At 70.4% G+C, this 16,283-nt stretch carries 16 protein-coding genes; 13 read left to right on the top strand and 3 right to left on the bottom strand.

The window, feature by feature from the left end; genetic code table 11:
- Window positions 1-115: 115 nt before the first annotated feature.
- From ACWCQ6_RS25545 to ACWCQ6_RS25510, 8 genes are all read left to right on the top strand, one after another.
- Complete coding sequence (locus tag ACWCQ6_RS25545; RefSeq protein ID WP_451092887.1) at window positions 116-760, top strand: HAD family hydrolase; 645 nt, start codon at window positions 116-118, stop codon at window positions 758-760.
- A 42-nt stretch (window positions 761-802) separates the two neighbouring features.
- The gene (locus ACWCQ6_RS25540) at window positions 803-2,011 is read left to right on the top strand and encodes an MFS transporter (RefSeq protein WP_451092885.1); all 1,209 of its coding nucleotides are present in this window, start codon (window positions 803-805) and stop codon (window positions 2,009-2,011) included.
- A complete protein-coding gene (locus tag ACWCQ6_RS25535; protein WP_451092883.1) occupies window positions 1,980-3,152 on the top strand; it encodes an acetoin utilization protein AcuC in 1,173 nt (390 codons plus the stop codon). Before ACWCQ6_RS25540 ends, ACWCQ6_RS25535 begins: the two co-directional genes overlap by 32 nt.
- A gap of 121 nt (window positions 3,153-3,273) precedes the next feature.
- Window positions 3,274-4,089 carry a phosphatase gene (locus ACWCQ6_RS25530; protein WP_451092881.1) on the top strand — a complete coding sequence of 272 codons (816 nt, stop codon included), beginning with the start codon at window positions 3,274-3,276 and terminating at the stop codon, window positions 4,087-4,089.
- Window positions 4,090-4,217: 128 nt separating this feature from the next.
- Window positions 4,218-4,430, top strand: coding sequence for a helix-turn-helix domain-containing protein (locus ACWCQ6_RS25525; protein ID WP_014046653.1), 213 nt, complete (start codon window positions 4,218-4,220; stop codon window positions 4,428-4,430).
- 111 nt (window positions 4,431-4,541) lie between these two features.
- Window positions 4,542-4,640 carry a 30S ribosomal protein bS22 gene (locus ACWCQ6_RS25520; RefSeq protein WP_003948845.1) on the top strand — a complete coding sequence of 33 codons (99 nt, stop codon included), beginning with the start codon at window positions 4,542-4,544 and terminating at the stop codon, window positions 4,638-4,640.
- A gap of 191 nt (window positions 4,641-4,831) precedes the next feature.
- Window positions 4,832-5,926, top strand: coding sequence for an NAD-dependent epimerase/dehydratase family protein (locus ACWCQ6_RS25515; RefSeq protein WP_451092879.1), 1,095 nt, complete (start codon window positions 4,832-4,834; stop codon window positions 5,924-5,926).
- A 14-nt stretch (window positions 5,927-5,940) separates the two neighbouring features.
- Window positions 5,941-6,990: a lysophospholipid acyltransferase family protein gene (locus ACWCQ6_RS25510; RefSeq protein ID WP_451092877.1), complete on the top strand. Its 1,050-nt coding sequence runs from the start codon at window positions 5,941-5,943 to the stop codon at window positions 6,988-6,990.
- Window positions 6,991-7,097: 107 nt separating this feature from the next.
- Here the strand turns inward: ACWCQ6_RS25510 and ACWCQ6_RS25505 are convergent, their stop codons facing one another.
- From ACWCQ6_RS25505 to ACWCQ6_RS25495, 3 genes are all read right to left on the bottom strand, one after another.
- Window positions 7,098-8,288 carry a DUF5667 domain-containing protein gene (locus ACWCQ6_RS25505; protein WP_451092875.1) on the bottom strand — a complete coding sequence of 397 codons (1,191 nt, stop codon included), beginning with the start codon at window positions 8,286-8,288 and terminating at the stop codon, window positions 7,098-7,100.
- A gap of 225 nt (window positions 8,289-8,513) precedes the next feature.
- On the bottom strand, window positions 8,514-9,290 hold the full coding sequence (locus ACWCQ6_RS25500) for an ECF subfamily RNA polymerase sigma factor, BldN family (RefSeq protein WP_451092873.1): 777 nt from the start codon (window positions 9,288-9,290) through the stop codon (window positions 8,514-8,516).
- Window positions 9,291-9,652: 362 nt separating this feature from the next.
- Window positions 9,653-10,606 (bottom strand): HAD family hydrolase, encoded by a 954-nt coding sequence (locus ACWCQ6_RS25495; RefSeq protein ID WP_451092871.1) that lies wholly within the window; start codon window positions 10,604-10,606, stop codon window positions 9,653-9,655.
- A gap of 147 nt (window positions 10,607-10,753) precedes the next feature.
- Here ACWCQ6_RS25495 and ACWCQ6_RS25490 point away from each other — a divergent pair, with 147 nt between their 5' ends.
- The 5 genes from ACWCQ6_RS25490 (at window position 10,754) to ACWCQ6_RS25470 (ending at window position 16,209) form a co-directional block, all read left to right on the top strand.
- Entirely contained in the window at window positions 10,754-11,029 is a 276-nt protein-coding gene (locus tag ACWCQ6_RS25490) for a glutaredoxin family protein (protein ID WP_451092869.1), read from the top strand.
- Between the two features lie 272 nt (window positions 11,030-11,301).
- On the top strand, window positions 11,302-12,069 hold the full coding sequence (locus tag ACWCQ6_RS25485; protein WP_451092867.1) for a redox-sensing transcriptional repressor Rex: 768 nt from the start codon (window positions 11,302-11,304) through the stop codon (window positions 12,067-12,069).
- On the top strand, window positions 12,066-13,559 hold the full coding sequence (locus tag ACWCQ6_RS25480) for a glutamyl-tRNA reductase (RefSeq protein ID WP_451092865.1): 1,494 nt from the start codon (window positions 12,066-12,068) through the stop codon (window positions 13,557-13,559). The genes ACWCQ6_RS25485 and ACWCQ6_RS25480 overlap by 4 nt, the downstream gene beginning before the upstream one ends.
- Window positions 13,556-14,542, top strand: coding sequence for a hydroxymethylbilane synthase (hemC, locus tag ACWCQ6_RS25475; RefSeq protein WP_451092863.1), 987 nt, complete (start codon window positions 13,556-13,558; stop codon window positions 14,540-14,542). The genes ACWCQ6_RS25480 and hemC overlap by 4 nt, the downstream gene beginning before the upstream one ends.
- On the top strand, window positions 14,539-16,209 hold the full coding sequence (locus tag ACWCQ6_RS25470) for a uroporphyrinogen-III synthase (RefSeq protein WP_451092861.1): 1,671 nt from the start codon (window positions 14,539-14,541) through the stop codon (window positions 16,207-16,209). The genes hemC and ACWCQ6_RS25470 overlap by 4 nt, the downstream gene beginning before the upstream one ends.
- The last annotated feature ends 74 nt before the right edge of the window (window positions 16,210-16,283 follow it).

Here is a 16,283-nt window from a genome sequence, read left to right as displayed (position 1 = left end):
TACTGCAGGGGGGACCCTGTGGGAGAGTAGGACGCCGCCGAACTCCTTTTGTGGGAGAGCCCCGTGCCCTTGTGGCACGGGGCTTTTCTGCGTTCCGAGCGTCTAGGCTCGAACCATGCGCTACGAACTGGTCATCTTCGACAACGACGGTGTGCTCGTGGACAGCGAGCCGATCTCCAACACCATCCTGGCCGAGTACCTCACAGAGCTCGGTCACCCCACCTCGTACCAGGAGAGTCTTCGCGACTACATGGGGGCCGCCGTGCACCGGGTGCACGATCTCGTCGAGGAAAGGACCGGGGAGAAGCTGCCCTCGGACTTCGACGCGACGCTGCATTCGCGGATCTTCGCCGCGTTCGAGCAGGAGCTGGAACCGGTGGCCGGGGTCGAGGACGTGCTGGGGAAGCTTGTCGCCGACGGGGTTCCGTACTGTGTCGCGTCCTCCAGCAGCCACGAGCGGATCCGGGTCGGGCATCGCCGGACCGGGATCGACCAGTGGTTCGAAGAGGAGTGGATCTTCAGCGCGGAGGACGTGGGGCAGGGAAAGCCGGCGCCCGATCTGTTCCTGCTCGCTGCCGAGCGGATGGGCGTTCCTCCCGAGCGGTGCGTCGTCATCGAGGACAGCCCGCTCGGAGTGGAGGCCGCCAGGGCCGCGGGGATGGATGTGTACGGGTTTACGTCGATGATGCCGGCGGACCGGCTCGCCGGGGTGATCGGGCACTTCTCCGACATGAGCCAACTCCGGGAACTGCTCGCCTGACCCATCTACCCACGGGTAGAAACTGGCCCTACGCTCGCGGCCATGACAGGTGCTCGTTTGCGGCACGGCAGGGCTTCCCTCACGCTGAGTTTCTTCGTGCAGGGAGTCACCTTCGCGCTGCTGGTGACGCGGATTCCGGCCATCCAGGACCGGTACGGGATATCCGACGGACTGTTGCCCGTCTTCCTGGCCGCGGTGCCCATCCTGGCCGGGGTGGGCAGCGTGGTCACCGAGAAGGTGGTCGCGCGGGTGCGGCCCAGTGTCGTGCTGCGATGGGCCCAGCCCGTGGTGATGCTTTCGCTGCTCGGTGCCGGGGCCGGGAACGTGCTGTGGGAAGCGGCGCTGGCGCTGGCCGTGTTCGGGCTTTCTGTCGGGGCGCTCGACGCCTCCATGAACATGATCGGGGTCAGCCTCCAGCGGGCGTACGGGCGCTCCATCATGCTCGGGTTCCATGCCACGTACAGCCTGGGCGGGATCGCCGGGGCGTCCATGGCGTGGGCCGGGGCGCACTGGGACCTCTCGCTGCTGGTCTCCTACCTACCGGCGGTCGTCGTGTTGCTTCCCGCCGCGTTCATCGGGAGCCGGTGGTACACCGAGGGCGCGTCGGCGGAGGCGGAGCCGGGGGAGACACCGGGCAAGGGGGCAGCGGCCTCGGTCTCCTTCAAGTTGCTGATGCCGCTCTGTCTGGTGATGAGCTTCGCGTACATCGGGGACTCGACGGTCTCCAACTGGAGCGCCAAGTATCTGCAGGACGTGCTGGGGAGCTCGGAGCAGCTGTCGACCCTTCCGTACAACGTCTACATGGTGACGACGCTGCTGGGGCGGGCCGTCGGGGACTTCGGGGTGCGGCGGTTCGGGGCCGTGGCCGTGGTGCGGTCCGGGAGTGTGCTGGCGGCTGCCGGGTTCGCCGTGGTCGCGGTGGCCGGTGGGGCGTGGACCGGGATGCTCGGGTTCACCATGCTCGGGCTCGGGCTCTGCGTGGTCGTGCCGCAGACGTTCGCCGCTGCCGGGCGAATGTTCCCCGGGGCGAGCGATACGGCCGTCGCACGGCTGAACGTCTTCAACTATGTGGGATTCCTGGTGGGATCGCCGCTGGTGGGGACGCTCGGGGACGCCTGGAGCTACCGGGGGGCGATGCTCATACCGATGGTGCTGGTGCTCGCGACGCTGGTGTACGCAAAGTCGTTCGGTGAGCAGCCCGCCCGATACGGTGGCGGGCATGAGCGGCCGCGCACAGTTGATGTGGGATGACGCAGTAACGGGATACAACTTCGGGGAAAGTCATCCGATGGACCCCGTCAGACTCGCCCTGACCATGGGGCTGGTCCGGGCGTTCGGGCTCGACGGCGCGGTGGACGTGGTGGCGGCCGAGCCCGCCGGGGAGTCCACGCTGCGGCTGGTGCACCGCGAGGACTATGTGGCCGCGGTGCGTGCCGCCTCGGCGGATCCGAAGCGGGCCGATCAGCGCTACGGGCTCGGGACCGTGGACGATCCGGCGTTCGTGGGGATGCACGAGGTGTCGGCGCTGATCGCCGGGCAGTCGGTGGCGGCGGCCGAGGCGGTGTGGCGCGGGGACACCTCTCACGCCGTGAACTTCACGGGCGGGCTGCACCACGCCATGCCCGGCGGTGCGGCGGGATTCTGCGTCTACAACGATCCGGCGCTCGCCATCGCGCGGTTGCTGGAGCTGGGCGCCGAGCGGGTCGCGTACATCGATGTGGATGTGCACCACGGGGACGGGGTGCAGGCGGCGTTCTGGGAGGACCCGCGGGTTCTGACCGTATCGCTGCACGAGCACCCGCGGACGCTCTTCCCGCAGACCGGCTGGCCGGAGGAGACCGGCTCCGGGGCGGGTGAGGGCAGTGCGGTGAATGTGGCACTGCCGGCCGGTACGGGGGACGCGGGGTGGCTGCGGGCGTTCCACGCGGTGGTACCGGAGCTGCTGGCGGACTTCCGCCCGCAGGCGCTGGTGAGCCAGCACGGGGCCGATACGCATTTCGAGGATCCGCTCGCCCACCTCGCGGTGTCGCTGGACGCGCAGCGCGCGGTGATGTCGGCCTGTCACGACCTCGCCCATGAGTACGTGGAGGGCGGGCGCTGGGTGGCGCTCGGCGGGGGCGGTTACGCGGTCGTCGATGTGGTGCCGCGGTCCTGGACGCATCTGGTGGGGATCGCCGCGCATGCGCCGGTGGACCCGGAGTCGGTGATCCCGCCGTCGTGGCGGGACGAGGTCTATGCCCGGACCCGGCAGTTGGGGCCGGCCCGGATGACGGACGGCCGTACTCCTTCCTGGAAGTCGTGGGAGGAAGGGTACGACCCCGCGGACCGGCTGGACCAGGCGGTGCTGGCGACGCGGCGGGCGGTGTTCCCCCTTCGGGGGCTGCTGACCTGATCCGGGCGGGGCGGTCGTGGCCCGGACGATTCCGTGCGGTGGCGCGTAATGGTTACGCCAACCGTGCGGCGTAGCCCGGCTTCCGGCCCCCCGTCCGGGTGACTGGGGGAGCATCGGTGGTGTGTTGAGCACCGGAGCGCTGCGTGCGCATCTGCTGGCGGCCCGGTTGGCCGGGCCCGTGGCCACCTCGCGGGAAGCGAGTCTGCGGAGCTATCGGCTCTTCGCCGCCAGGGATCCGCGGGTGACGCTCGGGCTCGTCCCCGGCCGGGACTGGAAGGAACTCGATCTGCTCCGTCTGATGGCTGACAAGTGCGGGGTCTCGGACGATCCCGCTCATGTCTCCGGGCCCGATGTGATCGATCCGGAGCGGACCCTGGCGGGTCTGGACGCTTTCGCCGAGCGGCTGTCGCATGCCGCGGCCCGGCGGGCGCCGGTGCTGTTCGGGACCGGTCATCCGCATCGGCTGCTCGGTTTCTACGCAGCGCTGGCAGACGCCATGTCGGCGGCCGGGTGCCTCGTACTCACTCACGCGCAGGGGCGATGTATCGACATAACGACCCGGTTCGGCGTACGCACGTGCAGCCTCGACTACGTACGAGGAGTCGCGATGGTGCGCGAACCCGGCGCGCGGGCTCCCGGTGGTGACACCGGCGCACATACCCATTCCCCGCTGCCGGTCAGGGTCGTCCTGGAGGCGGCCGCGGAGGGCCGCGGGCTGCTGCCGGAGCTGGTCGTCGGGGACCACGGCTGGGTCTGCGGGGCAGGTCAGCTGGGCATTGAGGCGATCGGCCTGGCCGATACGAACGATCCCGCGCTGTTCGTCGGGGAGGCCGAGGGGCGGGTGGCGGTCGCTGTGCCGCTCGATGACGCCGTGCCGTCCGCGTACTACCGGCCACTCACGCGCTATGTACTCAATCGGGTGTTTCTGTCACGGTAGGCGGCCGATCACCTCACCTCTTCCCCACTCGCATCACCCGCCCCTAACCTGGGGAGTGAGCGCACAACGACGAAGAGTCACCGGAGGGGAAGCCGGTGCGCGTCTCGTGCGGAAGGTACAGGTGGGTCATGGCTGCTGGCAGCGAGAGGCCTCTGAACGAGGTCAAGTTTCTGACTGTGGCGGAAGTCGCCTCGGTCATGAGAGTGTCGAAGATGACCGTGTACCGCTTGGTGCACAGCGGTCATCTGCCGGCGATCCGGGTGGGCAGGTCCTTCCGGGTCCCGGAGCAAGCGGTTCACGAGTATCTCCGCGAGTCTTTTGTGGGGGTGGAGTCCGCCTGAGGTTCACCTCGGATTACGCCCCTCACGCGCTGGCGGGTAGGCTAGGCCGACCGTAGGTCGTGTGGGCCCAGACGCCCCGCACCAGTGAAGAAGAAGTGAGCGAGGGTAGTCGTGGGCTCTGTTATCAAGAAGCGGCGCAAGCGGATGGCCAAGAAGAAGCACCGCAAGCTGCTCAAGCGCACGCGCGTTCAGCGTCGCAACAAGAAGTAGGCGAACGCAGTTCGTGAATCCGCAGCCCTCCCGCCGATCCGGTGGGAGGGCTGCGGTGCGTTGTGGGGGCGGTGAGGTGACCCGCATTCGGGCCAAAGACTCGGGGGAAGGCCGCCGTGCGGTCGTCACGGGGCAACGTCCACCCGCTACGGTGACGGCCAGGGGAAACCTTTCGACGGAAGGCGCGGATCTTGGGGAAGGTCGTGCTGGTCACGGGAGCGGCCCGGCAGCTGGGGGGCCGCTTCGTGCGGCGCATCCAGCGTGATCCGGGTGTGGACCGGGTGGTCGCCGTCGACGCGGTCGCGCCCGGACACGAGTTGGGCGACGCCGAGTTCGTGACGGCGGACATCCGCCAGCCGGCGATCGCCAGAGTCCTTGCCGAGCACTCCGTGGACACGGTGGTGCACCTGGACGTCTCGGCCAAGGCGGTCGGCACGGGCGGCCGGACGACGGTCAAGGAGACCAACGTCATCGGCACCATGCAGTTGCTCGGCGCCTGCCAGAAGGCGCCGAGCGTGCGGCGGCTGGTGGTCAAGTCCAGTACGAACGTGTACGGCTCGGCGCCGCGCGACCCGGCGGTCTTCACCGAGACCACCCCGCCCAAGTCCCTGCCCAGTGGCGGCTTCGCCAAGGACGTGGTGGAGGTCGAGGGATACGTACGGGGCTTCGCGCGCCGCCGCCCGGATGTGGCCGTGTGCGTACTGCGGTTCGCGAACATCCTGGGTCCCCGGGCCGATTCGCCGCTCGCCGACTATCTGTCGCTGCCCGTTCTGCCGACGGTGTTCGGGTACGACCCGAGGCTTCAGTTCGTGCACGAGGACGACGTCGTCGACGTACTGGGTGTCGCGTCGGGCGAGCCGGGGCGCGGGACGCTGAACAGCGGCACGTTCAACATCGCGGGGGACGGGGTGCTGCTGCTCTCGCAGTGCTCGCGGCGGCTGGGGCGGCCGACGGTGCCGTTGCTGCTGCCCGCGGTCACCTGGGTCGGCCAGGCGCTGCGTACCTTCGCCATGACGGATTTCTCGCCGGAGCAGATCCGGCTGCTCACCCACGGCCGGGTGGTATCCACCGTGCAGATGCGCGAGACGCTCGGCTTCCACCCCCGGTTCAGTACCGCGGAGACGTTCGCGGAGTTCGCGCGCAGTCAGGGGCCCGGACTGCTGCCACCAGAGGTGGTGGGTCAGGCGGTCGACAGGCTGGCCGGCATGCCGTTCGCCGGGGCGGGCGGCGATGTTCCGGGCAACACCGGGGCCGGCGACACCGAGCCGCCCCCCAGCGCCAGGTAAGGAGCGCACCGACGATGGCGGATGCCAAGGTCATTCCGTTCGACGACGACCGTTCGCGGACGGGTCGTTCAGCGCGCCCCGTACGGCGCCGGTCCGCAGGGGACGGCGGCGGGGGGCCCGCGGCGGGGCCGGCGGCCGTGAGCGCCCTTCCGGGGCAGCAGGACGCCTCGAAGCCGCAGGAGGAGCCCGAGCGGGCCGGGCGGCCTCTGGAACCGGAGGAGCGTGGTGGCTGGGACCGGCGGATCGCCGGCGGGCTCGCGTTCCTGCGGCGGCGGGTCACGGGAGAGTATGACGTCGACGAGTTCGGGTACGACGAGGAGCTGACCGACCAGGTCCTGATGTCGATGCTCAGGCCGGTGTACGAGAAGTACTTCCGGGTCGAGGTGAAGGGCATCGAGAACATCCCTTCCGAGGGCGGGGCGCTGATCGTGTCCAATCATTCGGGGACGTTGCCGCTCGACGGGTTGATGCTCCAGGTCGCCGTGCACGACAACCATCCGGCGGACCGTCATCTGCGGCTGCTCGCCGCCGATCTCGTCTTCGTGCTGCCGGTGGTGAACGAACTGGTCCGCAAGGCCGGGCATACGCTGGCCTGTTCGGAGGACGCCGAGCGGCTGCTGCGGCGGGGCGAGGTCGTCGGGGTGATGCCGGAGGGGTTCAAGGGCATCGGGAAGCCGTTCGGGGAGCGGTACAAGCTCCAGCGCTTCGGGCGGGGCGGTTTCGTGTCCACGGCGCTGCGGGCCGGGGTGCCGATCATTCCGTGCTCGATCGTGGGGGCGGAGGAGATCTACCCGATGATCGGCAATTCGAAGACGCTGGCGCGGTTGCTGGGCTTTCCGTACTTCCCGATCACGCCGACGTTTCCCTGGCTCGGGCCGCTCGGGGCGGTGCCGCTGCCGACGAAGTGGACGATCCAGTTCGGGGAGCCGATCTCCACGGCCGGGTATCCGCTGGAGGCGGCGGAGGATCCGATGCTGATGTTCAACCTGACGGATCAGGTGCGGGAGCAGATCCAGCACACGCTGTACAAGCTGCTGGTGCAGCGGAGGTCGGTGTTCTTCTGAGGGGGCGTCCCCGGCGATCGCCGGACGGGCTTGCTCCTGCTCGTCCGGCGATCGGGACAGCCCTTGGGGTCTTTCGTTTGGATCAGGCCTGGTCCAAACGAAAGACCCTAACCGTTCGCGTCCTCGCCGTTGATCCCCAGGCCTGGGAGCAGGCCGGGGAGGAGCGGCGGGAGGGTGACGTCCGGGGTGGGCGGGGTGCCGCCCCGGACGTCGGCGGACGGGGCGGTGCCCTGGGGCGGGGTGCCGAGGAGGCCGTCCGTGCCGCCGCCGATCAGACCCTCGGGCGCGGTGCTGCCCGATCCTGACGGGTGGGGCGAGGTGCTGTCGCCCGTACGGCCGTGTGGGGCTTGTGGTGACGTGGGTGTCGAGGGGGCCGTGCGGGACGGTGCCGTGTTGCGGTCCGCGGTGTCCGGCTGCTGTGCGCCGCCGCTGCCGTCCGGGATGCGGGGAAGCAGCGACTGGAGCGGCTGGACCTCTTGGTCTATGGCGTCGAAGACCGAGCTGACCTGGTCGCCGATGTCCGTCAGCTGTACGGGCAGCCGGTCGCGGAGGCTGCTCCAGGTCTCGCGGTGCGCGCGGGAGAAGGAGTCCAGGGTCTGGATGGGGCCGATGGCGCCGTTCTGCTGGTAGGCGGAGCGGAGCAGGCGGTGGCCCTCGCTGGCGTCGTGCGTCATGCCGTTGAGCGCGCGCCTGACCTCGCCGAGCTGTTCGTGGTCCAGGGCACCGGAGCGGGCGCGCTCCATCAGCCGGCGGGCCTCGCTGAGCCTGGTCGACGCCTGGTCGAGGTAGACCTCGCCGCGGTCGGCGTCGCCGCTGGCCATGCCGAGGTGGATGTCCTCCATGCCGCGTTTGAGCCCGTACAGCGAATCACCCGGCAGGGCGTCGGAACTGGCAGCGGCCACTCCGCCGAAGGCGCCCGCCGCCACACCGACGGTGAGTCCGCCGGCCGCGAGGCCCTTCGTCCAGCGTGAACGCGGTCGCAATTTCCGGAGCGGGGAGGCCCGGTGGGCTCCCTTGGCACGCTGCTCGGGCACCGTAGGGCCCGCGGACGCACCGCCCTCGGTGAGCATGGCCTCCATGGCGGCGACGAGCTGGGCTCGCTGCACCACTTTGACCTCGGGATCCAATTCCGGCCGCGGTACCTCACCGAGGCCGTTCGCCAGGGCCAACAGCGGTCCGTGGTCGGCCTCTTCGGCCGGTTCCTCGGGCTGTGCGGCCGCCGCACCGCGGAGCGACTGCTCCTCCAGGGCCTGGGCGAAGGCGTTCGCCCGCCGGTGTGCCGAAACGTTTGCGATCACTGGCGGCACCTCCTCTCGTCATGACGGTCGACTCCCCTGGGGGTTCTGAAGGTTGCACACCTTGAGCGCTTCCACACGGATGAGTGAGTGTCGGCGGACAGGGGGTGACCACAGGGGGCCTGCAACCGGGACAACGAGGGGCGCGGCACATGGGTTACGCACGAAGGATGATCGGACCAGTGCGTGATGGGTGTGTCGCCGAGCGTGGTTCGACCGGGGGTGGGGTCAGCGGGCATCGTCCGGGAGGAGCCGGGCCAGCGTGCGGACGGCGCGGTACTGAAGGGTCTTGATGGCGCCCTCGTTCTTGCCCATGACCCGGGCGGTCTCGGCGACCGAGAGGCCCTGGAGGAAGCGCAGGGTCACGCATTCCTGCTGCTGGGGGTTGAGCCGGCGCACGGCCTGCAGGAGCGCGGCGTTGGACAGGGACTCCAGGACGGAGTCCTCGGGGCTGCGTTCGACTTCGTTGGCGTCGAGCATTTCACCGGTGGTCACTTCGAGCCGGAAGCGGCTGGACTTGAAGTGGTCGGCGACCAGGTTGCGGGCGATGGTGACCAGCCAGGCGCCGAAGTCGCGGCCCTGCCAGGTGAAGGTGGAGATGCGGCGCAGGGCGCGCAGGAAGGTCTCGCTCGTGAGATCCTCCGCCGTCGCCTTTCCGCCCACGCGGTAGTAGATGTAGCGGTAGACGGTGTCGCTGTACTGGTCGTAGAGGCGGCCGAAGGCGTCGGCCTCGCCGGCCTGGGCGCGCTCGACGAGATCCATCATGCGCGCGCTGTCGCTGTCGGCGGTCGGCCGGCGGACGGTGGACGTGGTCGTTGCGCCGCGGTTGCTGCGTCTTCCGACCGCCGCACTGCGTTCGGCCATGGCATAGCAGGGGCCGACAGGTGCAGGGGTGGCAAATGCGGGTACGGCGTACGCGGTGGGGACGAAGCCGCGCAGGCGGTCGGCGACCGTTGCGCGCAGCGTAGCCAGGCCCGAGGCGTCAACCCCGACGTGTGGGTACACGGGACTCCCAGAGGCAGAGCTTCCATCACGTGCAGTGCGAAACCGTCACTCGTCGTAGTGAGTGATGGGTTCCGGAATGCGTCTGAGGAGAATAACGCTTCGTACAGGCAGTGCTACACCCAGTTGCTCAAATCATCGATTACGTCGTTTCCGTAGCGACTAAACGACACATTTAGTGGCACATCGTGACCGCTTATTGATCGAATTGCTTCGTGATCTGTCTGCCGGGGCGACGGGTTGTGGTCGTGTGCGAGCAACGCGACTGGCGGGAGCGGGTCGCCGGGTAAGGGGTCCCGACCGGCAGCGCGGGTCCGGGCGTGGCTCGCCCGGACCGCGGAGGGGCCGGGTGGGGCGGGAACGCGTCAGCGGCGGCGGCGGTGCAGGGCGACGGCGGCCGCGGTGCCGCCCGCGATCGCGCCCACGCCTGCCGCAGCCGGGATGCCGACCTTGGCCGCCTTGCGGCCCGTCCGGTAGTCCCGCAGCCGCCAGTCGAGCGCGCGGGCGTGCTTGCGGAGCTTGGCGTCGGGGTTGATCGCATACGGGTGTCCGACCAGGGACAGCATCGGGATGTCGTTGTGCGAATCGCTGTACGCCGCGCAGCGGTCGAGGTCCAGGCCCTCGGCGGCGGCCAGGGCGCGGACCGCTTCGGCCTTCGCGGGGCCGTGCAGCGGCTCGCCGACCAGGCGGCCGGTGTAGACGCCGCCGACGGATTCGGCGACCGTGCCGAGCGCGCCGGTCAGGCCGAGGCGGCGGGCGATGATCGTGGCGGTCTCCACCGGGGCGGCGGTGACCAGCCAGACGCGCTGCCCGGCGTCGAGGTGGGCCTGGGCGAGGGCCCGGGTGCCGGGCCAGATGCGGTCGGCCATGTACTCGTCGTAGATCTCCTCGCCGATGGACATCAGCTCCGAGACCCGGTGGCCCTTGACGATGGACAGGGCGCTGTCGCGGGCGTCCTGCATGTGCTCCGGGTCCTCGACGCCGGCCAGTCTGAACCAGGCCTGCTGCCAGGCGAACCGGGTCAGCTCGCGGCGCTGGAAGAACTTGCGCTTGTACAGGCCGCGGCCGAAGTGGAAGAGCGCCGCGCCCTGCATGACGGTGTTGTCCAGGTCGAAGAAGGCGGCGGCCCGGTCGTCGCCGACGACGGGGAAGGGCGCTTCCTCGGCCTCCGCCTTCGTGGCGGCGTCCTGCTCGGCGCCGGAGGTCTGATCGTCGGGGAGGGCGGACTTCCGCGCTGCTTCAGCTGCTGCCTCGCCGGCCAGCACGCTCCGTGCTGTCGCGGGGCGCCTACGGGGTGTGAGCCATCCAAGAGCGGCCATGCCGTGAGCATAGCCAGTCGGTCAGTGCCTTCCCGACCTGCCGGGATGCCGCGGCGTGAACTCTCTGCCACGGATTCGCCGAGCGGGTGATTCCGGGCGTACCGGATAGAGGAGGGAACGGCTTCGCCTCCGGCGCAGAATGAAGGCATGAGTGCCCTGTTGCGACGTACGAAGAAGAAGCCCGCGGAACGCGTGGTGACCCTGGTGGGGAAGCCCGGGTGTCACCTCTGTGACGACGCCAGGCAGGTGGTGCGGGAGGTGTGTGAGGAGACCGGCGCGTCCTGGGAGGAGAAGGACATCACCCGGGACGAGGAGCTGTACCGGGAGTACTGGGAGCAGATTCCGGTGGTGCTGATCGACGACGAGCAGCACACGTTCTGGCGGGTGGACCCGGAGAGGCTGCGCCGGGCACTGCGTTCGTGAGCGAAAGCCCGGTACCATCATGGGCGTTTTGAGTGCTCTCGGGGGAGTGGTTGTGAGGAGTGTGTTCCGCTTTGCCCCCTTCGGGCCTGCAACGGGCTGATGCGATCCTTGGTTCCGGGATCGCACGACGAATGTGCGTGACCCCGGTCACTTTGACCGGACAAAACGGACACTATCTTTGTGCACGTGTTCACAAAGACATAGCCTGCATTCGACGGGGCGGTCCTGGGAAATACGGCCGCCTGCAGCCCCGCTCATCCCGCAGGAGCACCGTGGCAACTGGCCGAACTCACCGACCGGCGACCCGTAGCCGAGGAATTCCCGAGGCCACCGTCGCCCGACTTCCGCTGTACCTGCGCGCACTGACCGCGCTCTCCGAGCGCTCGGTACCCACGGTCTCGTCCGAGGAGCTCGCCGCGGCGGCGGGGGTCAACTCTGCCAAGCTGCGCAAGGACTTCAGCTACCTCGGTTCGTACGGGACGCGCGGTGTCGGGTACGACGTCGAGTATCTCGTGTACCAGATCTCCCGCGAACTCGGGCTCACCCAGGACTGGCCGGTCGTGATCGTCGGCATCGGTAACCTCGGCGCCGCGCTCGCCAACTACGGCGGCTTCGCCTCCCGCGGTTTCCGGGTTGCCGCGCTGATCGACGCCGACCCCGCGTTGGCCGGAACGCCGGTCGCCGGGATCCCTGTCCAGCACGCCGACGAGCTGGAGCAGATCATCGGCGACAACGGCGTGTCGATCGGTGTCATCTCGACCCCGGCCGGTGCCGCGCAGCAGGTCTGCGACCGGCTGGTCGCCGCGGGCGTCACCTCCATCCTGAACTTCGCGCCGACCGTGCTGTCCGTGCCCGACGGCGTGGACGTCCGCAAGGTCGACCTCTCCATCGAGCTCCAGATCCTCGCCTTCCACGAGCAGCGCAAGTCCGGCGAGGAAACCGTCGAGAGCAGCCAGGACCCGGCCGCACCCCCGGTGCGCTCGGCCGTCGGCGGCCGGAAGGGACCAGACGGGGACATGCCCGCCGTGATGCCGGCATGAGTCTTCTCGTCGTAGGGCTGAGCCACCGCAGCGCCCCCGTCTCCGTACTGGAGCGGGCCTCGCTGGCTGCCGAGACACAGGCCAAGCTGCTCCAGGACACCCTCGCCGCGGAGCCCGCGGTCGAGGCCGCCGTCCTGGCCACCTGCAACCGCATCGAGCTGTACGCCGACGTGGACAAGTTCCACGCGGGCGTCGCCGAGCTGTCCACGCTCCTCGCCCAGCACAGCGGCGTCGGCCTGGACGAGCTCACTCCGTATCTCTATGTGCACTACGAGGACCGGGCCGTCCATCACCTCTTCTCGGTGGCGTGCGGGCTGGACTCGATGGTCGTCGGCGAGGGGCAGATCCTCGGCCAGATCAAGGACGCGCTGGCGCTGGGGCAGGAGCTCCACACCGCGGGCAGGCTGCTGAACGATCTGTTCCAGCAGGCCCTGCGGGTCGGCAAGCGGGCCCACAGCGAGACCGGGATCGACCGGGCCGGGCAGTCGCTCGTCACCTTCGGCCTGGAACAGCTCGCGGTCGGCGCGGACGTCGCCGAGTGGGCCGCGGGCAAGCGTGCGCTGGTGATCGGCGCGGGTTCGATGTCCTCGCTCGCCGCCGCCACCCTGGCCCGCACCGGCGTCGCCGAGATCGTCGTCGCCAACCGGACCCGGGCCCGTGCCGACCGGCTCGTCGAGATCCTGGCCCAGCCCGGAGGCACCGGCGTGGCCGCCCGAGCCGTGGAGATGGCCGCCGTCCGCGACGAACTGACACGTGCCGACGTCGTCGTCTCGTGCACCGGTGCGACCGGTCTCGTGCTGACCGCCGAGGCCGTCGCCGCGGCGCTCGGCCTGGACGTCGACGCCACCGAGACGCCCGCCGACGCACCCGCGGTGCCCGCCCCCGCCGATGTCGACCGGCACGCCGCCTGGGTGGAGAACGGCAGCGCCGGAGCGGTGCGCCAGGCCGCCCGCCGGGCCACCGTGCCCGCGCAGGGCGCCGGCCCCGTGCGTCTGGCCCTGCTCGACCTCGCCATGCCGCGCGACATCGACGGCGGGGCGGCCCGGCTCGACGGGGTGCACCTCGTCGACATCGAGTCGCTCGCGGAGGCGTCGGCGGACGCCCCGATGGCCGCCGACGTGGACCAGGTGCGCACCATCGTCTCCGACGAGGTCGCCGCCTTCGGTGCCGCCCAGCGCGCCGCCCACATCACCCCGACCGTCGTCGCGCTGCGCACCATGGCCGCCGGAGTGGTCGCGGGCGAGATCGCGCGGCTCGACGGGCGCCTCCCCGACCTGGACGAGAAGCAGCGCGCCGAGGTCTCGCAGACCGTGCGCCGCGTCGTCGACAAGCTCCTGCACGCGCCCACCGTGCGGGTCAAGCAGCTCGCCAGCGAGCCCGGCGGCGCCGGGTACGCCGATGCGCTGCGGGAACTCTTCGACCTCGACCCGCAGACGGTTGCAGCCGTCTCCCGGGCAGACCTGAACGACCCGAATCGAGGGCGGTCATGACCGACAACTCACCCCTGGGCGCGGGGGCCGACAAGCCGCTGAGGCTGGGCACCCGGCGCAGCAAGCTCGCCATGGCGCAGTCCGGCCATGTCGCCGACGCGGTCCGCGAGGTGACCGGGCGCGCCGTCGAGCTCGTCGAGATCACCACGTACGGCGACACCTCGCGGGAGCACCTCGCGCACATCGGTGGCACCGGTGTGTTCGTCGCGACGCTGCGCGACGCGCTGCTGAGGGGCGAGGTGGACTTCGCCGTCCACTCGCTCAAGGACCTGCCGACCGCGCAGCCCGAGGGCCTCGTGCTGGCCGCGGTGCCGGTGCGCGAGGACCCGCGCGACGTGCTGGTGGCGCGGGACGGGCTGACCTTCGAGCAGCTGCCGTCCGGCGCCCGCATAGGCACCGGCTCGCCGCGCCGCATGGCGCAGCTCAACGCGTACGCCCGTAACCACGGCCTCGACATAGAGACCGTGGCGATCCGGGGGAACGTCGATACGCGTATCGGATTTGTCCGGAGCGGTGAGCTGGACGCGGTGGTACTCGCCGCGGCCGGGCTCAGCCGCCTCGGCCGGACCGGTGAGGTGACTGATTTCCTGTCGGTCGACACCGTCCTGCCCGCTCCCGGCCAGGGAGCACTGGCGATCGAGTGCGCTGCGAGCAGCGCCGACCTCGCCGCCGCGCTCGCAGAGCTCGACGACCCGTACACCCGGGTCGCCGTGACCGCCGAGCGTGCCCTGCTCGCCGCCCTGGAGGCCGGTTGCTCCGCACCTGTGGGTGCGCTGGCCGACCTCCTGGTCGACGGACAGGCTGTCAACGAACTGCGTCTGCGCGGTGTCGTCGGTTCCACCGACGGTTCCTCGCTGGTGCAGCTGTCCACCACCGGTCCCGTTCCCACGTCGCAGGACGACGCGGCGGCCCTCGGTCGCGAGCTCGCGGCCGAGATGCTTGCCAAGGGTGCGGCCGGTCTTATGGGGGAGCGAGCACTTTGAGCCCCACCGGCCCCGCCGCAACCGACTTTCCGGCCCTGTCCGCACAAGGGCACGTCACCTTCCTCGGCGCCGGTCCCGGCGACCCGGGACTGCTGACTCTGCGCGCCGTCGAGGCGCTTGCGAGCGCGGACGTCCTTGTCGCCGAGCCGGACGTCCTCGGCGTCGTTCGCTGCCATGCGCGCGCAAGCGTAAGCACACCTGAGCTGACGGTTGTTGACGCGCAGTCAGCAGCCGCCGGTGTTCCCGTTCTCAGGGATGCGGTCAATCTTGTCATGGAGGCGGTGAGGGGCGGCAGGCGGGTCGTCCGTGCCGTCGCCGGTGACCCGGGACTGGACGGCAGCGCCGGTGCCGAGATGCTCGCCTGCGCCGCTGCCGGCATCCCCTTCGAGGTCGTGCCGGGCGTCGCCCATGTCGTGGGTGTGCCCGCGTACGCCGGTGTGCCGCTCCGCGACGAGCAGGGCGCGGACGTCAGGTTCGTGGACGCCCGTACCGCCTCCGACCGCTGCTGGACCGAGGTCGGCGCGAGCGATGCCACGGCCGTCATCTCGACGACGCTGGACGCGGTGGGCGCGGCCGCCGGTGAGCTGGTCTCGGCGGGCCGCAAGCCCGACACCCCGCTGACCGTGACGGTCGCCGGTACGACGACCCGCCAGCGCACCTGGACGGCGACCCTCGGGACGATCGCCCAGGTCCTGAAGCAGGCGAAGGTCCTGCCGTCGCCGGAGGGACACCGGCCCGTCATAGCCGTGGTCGGTGAGCACAGCTCCGCCGCCCAGCGCGACCAGCTCGCGTGGTTCGAGTCCAAGCCGCTGTTCGGCTGGAAGGTGCTCGTGCCGCGCACGAAGGAGCAGGCCGCGTCGCTCTCCGACCAGCTTCGTTCCTACGGCGCCGTGCCGCACGAGGTCCCGACGATCGCCGTCGAGCCGCCCCGTACGCCCCAGCAGATGGAGCGCGCGGTCAAGGGCCTGGTCACGGGCCGTTACGAGTGGATCGCCTTCACCAGCGTCAATGCCGTGAAGGCCGTCCGGGAGAAGTTCGAGGAGTACGGGCTCGACGCCCGTGCCTTCGCCGGGATCAAGGTCGCGGCCGTCGGCGAGCAGACCGCCGCCGCGCTCGTCGACTTCGGTGTGAAGCCGGACCTGGTGCCGTCCGGCGAGCAGTCCGCCGCCGGTCTGCTGGAGGACTGGCCGCCGTACGACCCGGTCTTCGACCCGATCGACCGGGTCTTCCTGCCGCGCGCCGACATCGCCACCGAGACGCTGGTGGCCGGGCTCATCGAGCTGGGCTGGGAGGTCGACGACGTCACCGCGTACCGCACGGTCCGTGCCTCGCCGCCGCCCTCCGACACGCGTGAGGCGATCAAGGGCGGCGGCTTCGACGCGGTGCTCTTCACCTCGTCGTCGACTGTGCGGAACCTGGTCGGCATCGCGGGCAAGCCGCACAACGTGACGGTCATCGCGTGTATCGGTCCGGCGACGGCGAAGACCGCCGAGGAGCACGGTCTGCGCGTCGACGTCCTCTCCCCGGAGCCGTCGGTGCACAAGCTGGCCGAGGCGCTCGCCGAGTTCGGGGCCCGGCGCCGGGAGGCGGCGAAGGAGGCCGGCGACCCGGTGACGCGGCCGAGCGAGCGGCGTCCCGGCGCGCGGCGGCGTCGTACGACGACCTGACCCGACCGGTCGCGGGAGTGCGAGGGGCCCGGTTGCTTCGGCAGCCGGGCCCCTGCCCGTTTCGCGGTCTTTTC

The sequence above is a fragment of the Streptomyces sp. NPDC001880 genome (assembly GCF_053594575.1).
Note: the sequence above shows the minus strand (reverse complement) of the source record. Positions and strands in the feature narration are given on the sequence as shown.